At 62.2% G+C, this 13,026-nt stretch carries 10 protein-coding genes; 4 read left to right on the top strand and 6 right to left on the bottom strand.

Going from position 1 to position 13,026, the window contains the following annotated elements; translation table 11 throughout:
* Positions 1 to 50: 50 nt before the first annotated feature.
* The 5 genes from MA04_RS09565 to MA04_RS09545 all read right to left on the bottom strand — a co-directional run bounded on the left by MA04_RS09565 (position 51) and on the right by MA04_RS09545 (position 6,670).
* Positions 51 to 1,970 carry an ATP-dependent DNA helicase gene (locus tag MA04_RS09565; protein WP_014994253.1) on the bottom strand — a complete coding sequence of 640 codons (1,920 nt, stop codon included), beginning with the start codon at positions 1,968 to 1,970 and terminating at the stop codon, positions 51 to 53.
* Positions 1,971 to 2,154: 184 nt separating this feature from the next.
* Entirely contained in the window at positions 2,155 to 2,541 is a 387-nt protein-coding gene (locus tag MA04_RS09560; RefSeq protein WP_014994252.1) for an SCP2 sterol-binding domain-containing protein, read from the bottom strand.
* A 138-nt stretch (positions 2,542 to 2,679) separates the two neighbouring features.
* Positions 2,680 to 3,495: a polyphosphate kinase 2 family protein gene (locus MA04_RS09555; RefSeq protein ID WP_262460243.1), complete on the bottom strand. Its 816-nt coding sequence runs from the start codon at positions 3,493 to 3,495 to the stop codon at positions 2,680 to 2,682.
* A 517-nt stretch (positions 3,496 to 4,012) separates the two neighbouring features.
* On the bottom strand, positions 4,013 to 5,326 hold the full coding sequence (locus tag MA04_RS09550) for an ammonium transporter (RefSeq protein ID WP_262460242.1): 1,314 nt from the start codon (positions 5,324 to 5,326) through the stop codon (positions 4,013 to 4,015).
* Between the two features lie 474 nt (positions 5,327 to 5,800).
* The gene (locus tag MA04_RS09545) at positions 5,801 to 6,670 is read right to left on the bottom strand and encodes a tetratricopeptide repeat protein (RefSeq protein WP_163127340.1); all 870 of its coding nucleotides are present in this window, start codon (positions 6,668 to 6,670) and stop codon (positions 5,801 to 5,803) included.
* Between the two features lie 259 nt (positions 6,671 to 6,929).
* On the opposite strand from MA04_RS09545, the gene MA04_RS09540 reads away from it, so the two are divergent.
* From MA04_RS09540 to MA04_RS09530, 3 genes are all read left to right on the top strand, one after another.
* Positions 6,930 to 9,389, top strand: a complete 2,460-nt coding sequence (locus tag MA04_RS09540; RefSeq protein ID WP_262460241.1) for an acyl-CoA dehydrogenase — start codon at positions 6,930 to 6,932, stop codon at positions 9,387 to 9,389.
* A 161-nt stretch (positions 9,390 to 9,550) separates the two neighbouring features.
* Positions 9,551 to 9,856 (top strand): helix-turn-helix domain-containing protein, encoded by a 306-nt coding sequence (locus MA04_RS09535; RefSeq protein WP_063139664.1) that lies wholly within the window; start codon positions 9,551 to 9,553, stop codon positions 9,854 to 9,856.
* A 3-nt stretch (positions 9,857 to 9,859) separates the two neighbouring features.
* Entirely contained in the window at positions 9,860 to 11,119 is a 1,260-nt protein-coding gene (locus MA04_RS09530) for a type II toxin-antitoxin system HipA family toxin (protein ID WP_163127341.1), read from the top strand.
* Positions 11,120 to 11,210: 91 nt separating this feature from the next.
* Here MA04_RS09530 and MA04_RS09525 read toward each other — a convergent pair whose 3' ends face one another.
* Positions 11,211 to 11,555: a GFA family protein gene (locus MA04_RS09525; RefSeq protein WP_063139748.1), complete on the bottom strand. Its 345-nt coding sequence runs from the start codon at positions 11,553 to 11,555 to the stop codon at positions 11,211 to 11,213.
* Positions 11,556 to 12,235: 680 nt separating this feature from the next.
* Between MA04_RS09525 and minC the strand changes: the two genes are divergently transcribed.
* Positions 12,236 to 12,967, top strand: coding sequence for a septum site-determining protein MinC (minC, locus tag MA04_RS09520; RefSeq protein WP_262460240.1), 732 nt, complete (start codon positions 12,236 to 12,238; stop codon positions 12,965 to 12,967).
* The last annotated feature ends 59 nt before the right edge of the window (positions 12,968 to 13,026 follow it).

Genomic DNA, 13,026 nt, shown 5'->3' with positions numbered 1-13,026 from the left:
TCCCGAGAAGGTCGCGGAGCCGATCCGGCGGAACACGGTGCCGGGCACGGTCAGCGATTCCTGATGTAATCGAAAAAACGTTTCACCACCTCCAGCTTACGGGTGCGGGTCATGCCCGGCAGGCTGTCGATGAACATGCGCCCGTAGCCCTTGCTGAGCAGGCGCGGATCCGCCACCACCAGCAGGCCGGTGTCCTGCGGATCGCGGATCAAACGGCCGGCGCCCTGACGCAGGGCCAGCACCGCCTGGGGCAGTTGGTAATCACGAAAGGCGTTACCGCCGTTGCGATTGATGTACTCGATGCGGGCCGCCGCCACCGGATCACCCGGCGACGCGAACGGCAGCTTGTCGATTATGACACAGCTCAGCGCATCGCCTCGCACATCAATGCCTTCCCAGAAACTGCTGGTGCCAAGCAACACCGCATTGCCCAGACGCCGGAACTCGTCCAGCAGTTCCCGGCGACCGGCCTCGCCCTGCACCAGCAACGGATAGCTCAGGCGCTGGCGCAGAATACCGGCGGCTTCGCGCAACGCCCGATGGCTGGTGAACAGAAAAAAGGTCCGCCCCTCGGCCGCTTCGATCACCGGCACCATGGCTTCGGAGAGCGCCGCGGTATACCCCGGCGAGGACGGCGCCGGCAGGCCATCCGGAGCGTAAAACACCGCCTGACGTTTGAAATCGAACGGGCTTTCCAGACGCAGCGTCTCGGCCTCGTCCAGTCCCAGACGCTTCTGTAAATGCTCGAAACGGCCGGCCACGGACAGGGTGGCGGAGGTCAGCACCCAGGCACAGGGGTGCTGTTCCCGTTGAGCCCGGAGTTGCGCCGCCACCGACAACGGGGTGCCGTGCAGCACCGCGGTGCGACGAAACGTCTCGAACCAATAGACCCGGTTCGGCGCCTGCGCCTCCAACAGATTCTCCAGAGTACGCAGGTGCTCCCAGGCGCGTCGGGCACAGGCTTCCAATCCCCGGCTGGCCTTGGCGTGGGGTTTGAGAAAGGCTTCCAGTTCCGAGGTGGCCTCGCGCAGCGCCTGCCCCGCTTCCCGCACCGCCTCCAATTCCGCCACCTCGGACCAGGGCGCGCGGCGTTCCTGCTCACCGAGGCTGAGGCGGAAATCCTGACAGGCCTTGTCCAACGCGCTGATACGGCGGTTCAGCTCGCCCACATCAATGGCATTGCTGGACGCCTCCGACAAACTGTCCCGTCCCAGTTCCTGAAGCTGCCGGGTACTCAGCGAATCGCCAAAGAAATTGGCCGCCACCTCCGGCAACTGGTGCGCCTCGTCGAAAATCACCGTGTTGACACTGGGCAGCAGTTCGCTCACCCCTTCCCCGCGCAACGCCGCATTGGCGAAGAACAAGTGATGGTTGACCACCACCAGGTCCGCCTCCTGGGCCTCCCGCCGGGCGTTCATCAAGGGGCATTCGGAATGGCGCGGGCACTCCGCGCCCAGGCAGTTATCCGCGGTGCTGGTCACCCAGGGCCACACCGGCGCGTCTTCCGGCAACTGCTTCAACTCTGCGATATCACCTGAACGGGTACGGCCGGCCCAATGGGCGACGATCTGCAACTGCTCGGCGGTTTCCCGCGTCAGGAAACGGGCTTCTTCCTGGTGCAGTTCCAGGCGGTAGGGGCACAGATAGTTGGCGCGCCCCTTCAGCAGGGCCACTTTGCGCGGTACCGGCAGCGCCTTGAGCACCACCGGCAGATCCTTGAAGAACAACTGATCCTGGAGACTCTTGGTACCGGTGGAGACCAGCGTGGGACCGTCGCCGAGCAGCGCCGGCAGCAAATAAGCCAGGGTCTTGCCGGTGCCGGTTTCCGCCTCCACCAGCAAGGTGCCGTGGGAACGGATCGCCGCGTCCACCGCGTCGGCCATGCGCAACTGGGGCTCGCGGGGGCGATAGCCCTCCAGCAGGCGGCCCATATGGTCGGCATCATTAAGCAATTCGCTGGCGCGAGTCACGGCGTATCCTTGAACCGGTCAGGAAAGGTCGCCGGGGCATGCCGGCAACATCGGGTCGGGTGGCAGAGGATAGCGGATATCGCGGGGAGAGGCCAAAGGGAACGCCGGCATCTGGCGTGCCGCGTTCCCATAAAAAAACGCCCGGGCCACGAAGGCACCGGGCGTTTTGCTGAGAAGGCGGTGATCAGGCAGTGATGTCCTGAATCTGCTTCATCAGTTGCTTCTGATCGTCGGTGGGCTGGGCGGATTGCAGCGCCATCAGCTTGCTCATGTCACCTTCGATACGGATCTGGCCGCTCATGAAGCCCTGCATGCCGGCGGACTGGTCGCCTTCGATGAAAATGCGCTTGGCCAGATCGGGCGGCAGAATCAGAGTGGTGGGCGCTTCGTCGCGATGCCCTTCCTCGATCATACCGCCCACCAGGGACAACGCCTTCTCGCCACCGTCGCCGCTGACCGTAATGTTGATCACCAGATCGGCCAGAGCCGCCGGAGCGGACACGTCGCCGGCCGCATCCCGAATTTCCTTCACTTTCGCGAACCATTCGTCTGACAGGAATTCAACGCTCATTATGTTCTCCTCGCTCAAGGGATAGGGCTTCGAGACGCGCCTTTCCTTTTCAAACGGCCGTTCGAAACTTTCCCGTACCTTATAGAAAGGCTTGGGGGGTGGCAATAGCCGTACGCGGGTCCAAGAAGGCCAAAAAGGTCAATCCTCCGGCTCGGCCAACAAAGTCCGATATCGGCCGATGCACTCAATGTTCTCACGCGGGTAATCCGGCGCCAGATATGCCAGGGTCTCCGCCAGCACATGCGCCACCCGGGCACGGGCGTCGCCCTTGTCGTCATTGGGAATCAGATGCCAGGGAGCGTGCCCCGTATGCGTAGCGATCAGCGTTTCATTGACCCGTTCCAGATACTGGTCGCGGGACAACCAGTTCTCAATGTCAGCCGGCTCGAACTTCCAACGCTTGCGTGGCTTGTTGAGACGCTTGAGCAGACGCTTGCGCTGCTCCTCCGCCGAGGTGTTCAGCCACACCTTGATGATGCGGGTGCCTTCGCGGTGCAAATGATGCTCGAAATCGTTGATGGCCTGGTAGCGGCCAGGCCAGTCCGGCTCTTCCGGGACCTCGACCACCGGCCAGAGCCGCTCGGCCAGGACCGCCTCATAATGGCTGCGATTGAACGCCACCACCTGCCCCCGTGCCGGCAAACGCGGCCATACCCGCCAGAGAAAGTCATGGTTGAGTTCATCCCCCAGCGGCCGGCCGAAGGAATAGGCGCGGAACGCCGCGGGGTCCATGGCCCGCGCCAGAGTACGGATCAGGCTGTCCTTGCCGGCCGCATCCAGTCCCTGCACCACCAGCAACACCCCATAACGCTGGCAGGCATACAGCCGCCGCTGGTGCTCATGCAATCGTTCCCGGCTCTCTTCCAGTGGTGGTGGCGGTTCGCTGGCGAGGGTGGGCAGCTTGCGCACATCCAGGGTGCCGGCGGCGGGCCAGCCGTAGGGGTCGATTTCCATGCCGGGGTCTCCCATTGCGATACCCCGAGCATAGCGGTCCCGGCATGGCGTTGTCGTTACCAAGCATTAAGAGCGCTTATTTGTGGTTCATCGCGGTTTGGCATCTGCACTTTCCGGTTACCTCGAAGCGGAGCCGCGTTACGCCTTTGCGGGAACGCCGTGAAGCAGGGTCCCGCAAAGGCGTAACGCGGCTCCGCTTCGAGGTAACCGGAAAGTGCAGATGTTCTTTGGCCTTGGAGACATAAATTCGAAGGCAGCTACAACGCCGCTGTGGGAAGCTTGCTTGCAAGCGAATGGGCTTTCGGACCCCAAGATTCGCTTGCAAGCAAGCTTCCCACAGCCGCTTCGTAGCCCCTTCTGTGGCAGCGGTCGACGTTGTTGGAGCCCAAAGTGCCGCGGTTCACTCGAAGCGGGTCTGCACGGAGGCCCACATTCTCGTTATTCCGCGATGAACCTCATTTATCTCCACGATGCTTTACCCGACCCGGTGTTCTAAAGCGTCAGGCGTTCGGCGCCTTTACAGGTCGTAGCCACGTTCCTCGTGCAACGCCAGATCCAGACCCTGGGTCTCTTCGTCCGGCGTCACCCGCAGCGGCGAGAACAGCCCCACCAGCTTCAGAACGCCCCAGGTCACCACGGCGGTGTAGACGAAGGTCACCACCACGCCCAATGCCTGCACGCCCACTTGCTGCAACATGCCGTAGTCCGGCTTGGCGAAACCGAAGCCGGAGAACACCCCCAGCTCCGTGGACGCGAACACCCCGGCCAGCAGCGTGCCGAGTATGCCGCCGACACCGTGCACCGGGAACACATCCAGGGAATCGTCGATCCGCCATTTCTGTTTCACCACCAGCACCATATAGAAACACAGCACCCCGGCGCACAGACCGATCACCAGCGCCGCCCCCGGCCCGACGAAGCCGGAAGCCGGCGTGATGGTGCCGAGACCGGCCACCATGCCGGTGGCGATACCCAGCGCCGAGGGCTTGCCGAACTTCAGATACTCCATGGTCACCCAGGCCAGGGAACCGGCGGCGGCGGAAATATGGGTCACCAGCATGGCCATGGCGGCGTTGCCGTCGGCGGCCAGGGCGGAACCGCCGTTGAAACCGAACCAACCCACCCACAGCATGCCAGCGCCGGTCACCGTCATGGTCATGTTGTGTGGCGTCATCGCCTGCCCGGGCCAGCCTTTACGCCGGCCCATCACCAGCGCCGCCACCAGCGCCGCCACCCCGGCGGTGATGTGCACCACCGTGCCACCGGCGAAGTCGTACAATCCCAGCTCGGCCAGCCAGCCACCGCCCCACACCCAGTGGCACACCGGCACGTACACCAACAGCACCCACAGGCCGCTGAACGCCAACATGGCACCGAAGCGCATACGTTCGGCGAAGGCACCGACAATCAGCGCCGGAGTGATGATGGCGAAGGTCATCTGAAACAGTGCGTGCAGGCTCAACGGCACGGATCCGGACAGGCTCTCACGGGTCATGCCGGCGAAAAACGCCAGATCCAGACCGCCAATCCAGGCGTTGGCGGCGCCACCATCGGTGAACGCCAGGGAGTAGCCGGCCACCAGCCAGATCAGCGACACCAGACAGGCGATGGCGAAACACTGCATCAGCACCGACAGCACGTTCCGGCCGCGCACCAGGCCGCCATAGAACAGGCTCAACCCCGGCAAGGTCATGAACAACACCAAAGCGGTGGCGGTCAGGATCCAGGCGGTGTCCGCCTGGTTCAGGGTGTCGGCGGAAGCCACGCCTGGCAGCAGCAAAACCGCCAGCCATCCCAACCATCGCCGCGAAGAAATCAGAGATATGCCCATAGATCGAATTCCTGGTCCTCGAAGGCCGCCCGGGCGGCCGGTTGCACCAGCGGGAAGCAGCCCGCCCCAATTGCACCGGACAAGGGCATTCAAGAATCGGGCCAGGGAGGCATTGCCCGGAATTCGGGCATAGAAGGGCATAAGCACCGTTGCTGCGCACAATATCGGTGCCGGGACAAAGCATTTGGCACTGTTTTTGTGCACTTCCGGTGTTATCAATCAGTGCGGAAAGGTGGGTGGGATGGACCTCTGCTCCCCTGCCTGCCCGGCACCGGTGCAACGGGCCGGCATTCGCCTGCAAGCTGGCTCACACAGATCGGGCTACGCAGCCGCTGTGGGAAGCTTGCTTGCAAGCGAAGGGATTTGCTCGGACGGTTTGGACCATTCGCGGCCAAGGCCGCTTCCCACAGCGGCTTCACGGTGAGTCAGCTGTGGTCACGGACCTCAATTCGGGCACTGCCTGCGAGCCTTCCCTCAGTACAGGTAAGTAAACATCTTGCGGCGGTATTCGCTGGCCAGCGGATCGCCCTTGGGCAGGCAGTCGAACACCTGCAGCAGAGCTGCCCGGGCAACCCCTTCCTCATAGTCACGATGATCCCGCAACAAGGTCAGCAGCGCTTCCAGCCCTTCGCGGAACTGGCCGGCGGCGGCGGCCCGCAGCCCATAGGCATGCAGATCCTCCGGCTTGCCGTCGGCATGGATGCGTTCCGCCAGCGTCTTCAGGCTCTCGTTGCCGGCCGGCAGCTTGTCCAGCAAGGCAAAGCGGGCACGGAACGGGCGCAGTTCCTCCACGTCCTCGGCGATTTCCGCCAACACCGACTGCGCCTCGTCCTGGCGGCCTTCGCCGAGCAGGAATTCCACCAACAACGCACGGAAAGCGTGTTTGTCGGGCTGTTGCTGTAGCGTCTGCCGCAGGGCCTGCTCGGCCTGATCGCCGTGGCCGGCATCGATGGCCATGCGTATCTGCTCGAGAAACCCTTCTTCCTGTTCTTTCTCGGCGGCTTCCGGATCCAGCACCGGCGCCAGCCATTGGCGCAGAGCCCCTTCGCTCTGAGCCCCCTCCAATTCCGCCACCAACTGGCCCTGATAGACCAGTTTCAGGGACGGCAGGCTGCGTACACCAAACTGCGCGGCGATATTCTGCTGCTCATCGGCATTGACCTTGGCCAGGATCAGCTTGCCCTGATATTCAGCGGCCAGTTTTTCCAGGGTCGGTGCCATCTGCAGGCAGGGCTGGCACCAGGGTGCCCAGAAATCCACCAGTACCGGCGTCTGCCGGCTGGCTTCCAGCACCTGCTGAATATTCTGTTCGTTAACGTCAATGATCGAGGCGTTGTCTTGCACCGCAATGCTCCTGTCGGGGGTGTCGGGACCAGGGAGAGCGGCAATTGTACGTAATTCCGCGCGTCAACGACATCCGCACCCACCGCGCGGGATTCATCCGATAGTCACCGCGGCGACGTCAAATACGGTTAAAAGACCCCACGAACACAGGTATAAAGGTAGACTAAAGTCGTCCCCAAGTGTCGTCGCAGGGGAGCGCACACGGACGGGACAACACCGGATGCCACCGGTGCCATTCACGCTGGCAAAGGAGATGACCATGTTGAGTCTGCTGGCCTTGCTGATTCTGGCCGCCACTCTGATCACTGTTTTCTATTTACAACTGTCGCTGACCGTCGGCTCCATCACTTTCGTGGTGGCGTACCTGTTGTGCGGTGTGCTGTTCGCCGGCTGGTTGTTGAATCCTCTGCTGCTGATTCTGGTGGCGGCGGCCCTGGTGGTGCTCAACCACCCGGGACTGCGTCGCAAGCTGATCGTCCAGCCGGTGTTCAACAGCCTCGGCAAGGTAATGCCGCCGATCGGCGATACCGAGCGCGAAGCCATCGAAGCGGGCGCCACCTGGTTCGAGGCCGAGCTGTTCAGCGGCAAGCCGGACTGGGATGATTTTTCCAAGACCCGCTTCACCACCCTCAGCGAGGAGGAGCAGTCCTTCATCGACAACGAGGTGGAACAGCTCTGCGGCATGCTCAATGAATGGCAGATTTACCATGAGCTGCGCGACCTGCCCGAGGAGGTCTGGCAATTCCTCAAGGACAAGGGTTTCTTCGGCCTGATCATCCCCAAGGAGTACGGCGGCAAGGATTTCAGCCCCTACGCCCAGAGCCGGGTGATGAGCAAGATCGCCACCCGTTCACTGACCGCCGCCGTCACCGCCATGGTGCCCAACTCCCTCGGCCCGGGTGAACTGCTGGCCAAATACGGCACCGACGAACAGAAACAACGCTGGCTGCCGGATCTGGCCGCCGGCAAGGAAATCCCCTGCTTCGGTCTGACCGGGCCCGAGGTGGGGTCCGACGCCAGCAACCTGCCCGACCGCGGCGTGATCTGCACCCAGGAGGTGGATGGCGAGGAAGTGCTGGGCATGCGTCTGAGCTTCGCCAAGCGCTGGATCACCCTGGCGCCCATCGCCACCGTGGTGGGACTCGCCTTCAAACTGTATGACCCGGATCATCTGCTTGGCGACGAGGAAGAGCTGGGCATCACCTGCGCCCTGCTCCCCGCCAACACCCCCGGCGTGGAAATCGGCCGGCGCCATAACCCCGGCGGCTCGCCGTTCATGAACGGGCCGATCAACGGCACCGATGTATTCGTGCCTCTGGACGCCATCATCGGCGGCCCGGACATGGCCGGCAAGGGCTGGCGCATGCTGATCGAATGCCTGGGCGCCGGACGCGGCGTCTCCCTGCCGGCCCTGGCCACCGCCAGCGCCGAGATGGGCTACCAGACCGCCGGCGCCTTCGGCCGCATCCGCCGCCAGTTCAACACCGCCGTTGGGCAGTTCGAGGGGGTACAGGAAGCCTCCGCTGAAGTGGCCGGCCTCGCCTACACCCTGGAGGCCTACCGCCATCTGGTTACCCGGGGGCTGGAAGAAGGCACTATTTCGGTGGTCACCGCCATGGCCAAGTACCATTCCACCGAAATGATGCGCCGCCTGATCAACCGCGGCATGGACATCGCCAGCGGCCGCGCGGTGCAGGCCGGGCCACGCAACTTCATGGCACTGCCCTACCAGGCCATCCCCATCGCCATCACGGTGGAAGGCGCCAATATCCTGACCCGCTCGCTGATGATCTTCGGCCAGGGCGCGCTGCGCTGCCATCCTTTCCTCTACGACGAACTCAACGCCCTGCAGGACGAGGACAAGGAGCGCGGCCTGGAGGCCTTCGAGGCACTGTTCCTCAAGCACGCCGGTCACACCATCGGCAATATGTGCCGGGGCCTGGTCCATGCCCTGACCGGCGGCCGCCTGGCGGACATCCCCGCCAACGCGGACAGCTTCAGCACCCCCTGGTACCGTCTGATCAGCCGCTACAGCGCGGTGCTGGCCAGCACCTCCGACGCCGCTTTCGCATTGCTGGGCGGCGACCTCAAACGTCGCGAACTGCTCAGCGCGCGGCTCGGCGATGCCCACAGCCAATTGCTGATCGCCTGCGCCGTGCTCAAGTTCCATGGCACCCTGCCCCGGGACGAAGCTAACGACGCCCATGCCACCTATGCCCTGCATCACGCCCTGAGCCAGGCCCACGAAGCCTTGGAGGCGTTCTACCGCAACCTGGGCGTGTTCGGCATCGGCTGCCTGTTGAAAGGCTGGTTCTTCCCGCTCGGCCGCCCGGCCGGCGCCCACCGTCCCGGAGACGATCTGATCCGCACCGTTGGCGACCAGATCATGGAGCCCACCAGCGTGCGGGAATCCCTGGCCAGCTTCACCTACCGCTGTGATGACCCGGAAGACGCCATCGGCCGGGTGGAAAACACCTACCGCAAACTGCTGGAGGTGGAACCCGCCTACCTGGCCTTCCTCAAGGCCGACGGCAAAGGCGAGTTGGATGGCGAAACCCTGGAAGAACGCCTGCACGTGGCGGTGGCCAAGGGCGTGATTGCCGGCGACAAGGTGAACGAGCTGCTCGAGTACGACGCCCTGCGCTACGACTGCCTGCTCACCGACGCTTTCGACTTCGAACTCAAAGAGGTGAAAATGCACACCGAACGACCGGTGTGAGTCGCGGGCCGGGCGCCGGGGGACCGGCGTCCGGCAATGTCTTGCCAATCAGCCTCCCCAAAAACAGCAAATAAGATGTTATTTATCTAATTTACTATTTATTTAATGTTTTTTCATGATACAACAGCCAGTATGTTGTTTTCCGATAATCGGAGTACGTCATGCTGGAGATCACCCGGATACTGGAACAACGCCGCAAGTCCCTGGGGCTGACCCAAAAGGACATGTTGATGCGTATCGGCATGTCGCAACAGCAATATCAACGCATCGAATCCGGCGGGGATACTCGCGTCTCCACCCTGCTGCGTATCCTGGAAGGCATGGGACTGCAATTGCGTCTGGTGCCCGAGGAGCAAGTAGCCGAGGTCGACGCTCTGCTGAACGGCACCGGACGACTGGAGCGGAACATCTTGTCCGAGCCGGATGAAAGCCATTGGGACAAGATACTCAAGGATCTGGAGGACTAGCCGGTGTCTTCGGCCCTCAAACAACGGGAATCCGTGGAAGCCCTGTCACTGACCCTGCATGGCCAGCGTGTCGGCATCGTGTCCCACTATGCCGGCGGCAAGAATATTCTGGTGTTCGACCCCGCCTTTGCGGCCATGCCCGCGGCACCTGTCTTCACGCTGTCCCAGACTATCTCGAAGCCGGCTTTCCAACCCCGCATGGCCTCACAACGGCTGCCTCCGGTGCTGTCCAATCTGCTGCCCGAAGGCGCTCTGCGGGCCTGGATGAGCCAGGCCCTCAAGGTTCACACCGATAACGAATTCCCGTTGCTGGCGGCGGCAGGCACCAACCTGCCAGGGGCGCTCGTGGCGCAGCCTATCCCGGCGGGCGAAATCCCGAGTTGGGCTCTTAGCCAGAGGGATCGTATCGAACCGGTTCAAATCAATGTCCTGGCGCTTCAACAGAAGTTTTCCCTGGCCGGCGTGCAGATGAAATTCTCCGCCAGTCGCCAGGATGGACGGATGAACATCGCCTCCACGCAAGGGAAAGATGAGTGGATCATCAAGACACCCTCCACCGTACACCAGCACGTACCCGCCAACGAATACAGCGCCATGAAACTGGCGGAATACCTTGGTGTGACCATTCCACAAGTAGCCTTATTACCATTGGATCAAATAAGCGGACTACCTGATATTCCGCTGCCTGATGAATCCCTGGTCTACGCCATACAACGTTTTGACCGTTCCCCGCAGGGCCGGATTCACAGTGAGGATTTCGCTCAGGTTTTCGAACTGTATGCCCACGAAAAATATGGCCGGAGAAACTATGAGCAGATCGCCGCGACGATCTACCATTATGGCGGAGAAGGCCTGCCGGACACCCAACAGATGGCACGCCGCCTACTGGCCAATATCCTGCTCGCCAATGGCGACGCGCATATTAAAAACTGGACGCTCCACTACCCCGATCAGCGGACGGCGCGACTGGCGCCAGCCTACGACATTCTGACGACACTACCTTATATAAGAGGCGAGACGGATCTCGCCCTGAATATGGGCCGGGAGAGAAACTGGTATGCCTTGACCCTGGCGCATTTCCAACTGTGGGCGGAACGAGTGGGCGTACCCTGGCCGGCGGTTCGCGTGCATCTACTGGACGCCCGGGACCGCGCACGGGAACACTGGCCGACTCTGCTGACCGAGTTGCCAATGGCGCCGGAACACAAGCAACTCCTGCGTACGCATTGGCGGAATCTCGGCGATGATTTCCGTATTGTCTGAGAGATTCCATGGCGGTTTTTGTTTTTCGCCAGCAGCCCTCCCCAGATACACAAATGGTATAACTAAAACAGACGAACACTGTCGGCAATGGCTACCTGGAACCGCCATTCACCTTCGTGATCTCCAGATTGAATGGATCAATGCCCTGTAAACACCCGGCGTTTATACCGTACTTGCCGGGTAAAGAGCGGGGCTTGTGGTGTGTATAGATACCACACGTCCTGCAGAAATAATGCTCGGCCACTTTAGTGTTGAACTGATAGCAACCCAGACTGTTTTCGCCCTTTAAAAGCCGAAAATCAGTTTGCTCGGCATAAACCATTCTCGCCCCTTTTCTTGTGCAGATGGAGCAGTCACACATATAGGCCATGTCGAGGCTACACCTGACCTCGAATACCACTGATTGGCAATGACAGCTTCCCTGATACGTATTCATGATCTGGAGATAACCTTGGCAGTGGCTGCGCTGTTGAATTCCAATCTTGAGCTTATCGTCCTCTCCAAACACGGACAATCGAAGCGGCTGTGGGAAGCGGCCTTGGCTGCGAACGGTTGCAAGACGGATTCTCCCCCAATTTGCACGCACACCTAGGCGTCGATTCGCTGCTAAGGCCGCTTCCCACAGCGGCTTCGTAGCCAGGGTAGATTCGGAGCGAGAGTCCGCGGAGTTCGTGGAGAGCCGGCGGTCAGCGTTCCAGGACCGTGCTTCTCCCGTGTCCTGGAACGCTGACCGCTGGCTCTCCCCCCTGGCAAGAGGCACCCCGCTCTGCCATCACCTGAATTCAGGCCTGCCTGGGCCACCGCGCAGGTGCTCGACGTCAAAAATCGCTCCCGGCGATTTTTTGCGGCTTGCCGTCCATGGCCGCCGCCCTCCGGGCCGTCGCGGGTGCGACGTCAAAAATCGCTCCCGGCGATTTTTTGATCGACGGGTCCCAACATTGGCAAATTTAACAATGACCGTGGGTCGCGCGTCTTTCGCCGCTTGTCGGTTTCGTCTACGCTTTGCCGGATATGTCGAGTGCCCCCAATGGCCGGCTCATTCGCCGGCCGCCTGGGGCCTTTGCCGCTTCCCGGCGGCCGCCTTCGACCCAATAAGCAGGTAAAAAGACCCAGTCAATGACAGTTTCCATCGAGGAAAAGGCAAGTTTCGAGTTCAAGGGCCGCATGCTGATGGCGACGGTCCTCTATCTCAAGGACCTGGACTCCCGTAGTCTGCATCAGCAAATCTCCCAACGGCTGGAAGACGCCGCCCAGTGGCTGCTGGACGCCCCGGTGGTGGTGGATGTGGCCCATCCGGAAGAGGCCTCCCAGGTGGAGCTGCTGACCGCCGTGGACACCCTGCGCGGGCTGGGCGTCAATCTGGTCGCCCTGGCCCGTCACCCGGAACTGGATGACCAGGTGGCCGCCATGCTCGGCCTGGGCAGCATCAATCTGGCCAACGGCCGCGATGTGGCCCGCAGTGAGCCGCCGGCGCGCACCGGCAACAGCAAGGCCGCCCCGGCCGCCGCCGCCGAGGACACCCTGGTAGTGGAGCAGCCGGTGCGTTCCGGGCAGCAGGTCTACGCCCGCGGCGATCTGATCGTGTTGGCGCCAGTAAGCACCGGCGCCGAGTTGCTGGCCGAAGGCAATATCCATATTTACAGCACGCTGCGCGGACGGGCTCTGGCCGGCGTGCGGGGCAATGAGGCGGCGCGGATCTTCTGTCAGGATCTGGACGCGGAACTGGTGTCCATCGCCGGCCATTACCGGGTCGCCGAGGATCTGCCGGACGCCTATCGACGCAAACCCGTGCAAATGAGCCTGGACGGCGATGCCATGAGCTTCGCCGATCTGATGGGCAAAAGTTGAGAACCCGTCGTTGCCGGTGCCCGGCAGCGGCTCGCACCTACGTCTGCAAGGACTTCGAG

The organism is Alloalcanivorax balearicus MACL04 (assembly GCF_025532145.1).
Lineage (GTDB): Bacteria > Pseudomonadota > Gammaproteobacteria > Pseudomonadales > Alcanivoracaceae > Alloalcanivorax > Alloalcanivorax balearicus.
Note: the sequence above shows the minus strand (reverse complement) of the source record. Positions and strands in the feature narration are given on the sequence as shown.

What these genes read in the sequence shown, in the direction of transcription:
- MA04_RS09560 (WP_014994252.1), bottom strand. Translation starts at nt 2,541, where the DNA reads ATGAGCGTTGAATTCCTGTCAGACGAATGGTTCGCGAAAGTGAAGGAA.
- MA04_RS09555 (WP_262460243.1), bottom strand. Translation starts at nt 3,495, where the DNA reads ATGGAAATCGACCCCTACGGCTGGCCCGCCGCCGGCACCCTGGATGTG.
- MA04_RS09550 (WP_262460242.1), bottom strand. Translation starts at nt 5,326, where the DNA reads ATGGGCATATCTCTGATTTCTTCGCGGCGATGGTTGGGATGGCTGGCG.
- MA04_RS09540 (WP_262460241.1), top strand. Translation starts at nt 6,930, where the DNA reads ATGTTGAGTCTGCTGGCCTTGCTGATTCTGGCCGCCACTCTGATCACT.
- MA04_RS09535 (WP_063139664.1), top strand. Translation starts at nt 9,551, where the DNA reads ATGCTGGAGATCACCCGGATACTGGAACAACGCCGCAAGTCCCTGGGG.
- MA04_RS09525 (WP_063139748.1), bottom strand. Translation starts at nt 11,555, where the DNA reads ATGAATACGTATCAGGGAAGCTGTCATTGCCAATCAGTGGTATTCGAG.
- minC (WP_262460240.1), top strand. Translation starts at nt 12,236, where the DNA reads ATGACAGTTTCCATCGAGGAAAAGGCAAGTTTCGAGTTCAAGGGCCGC.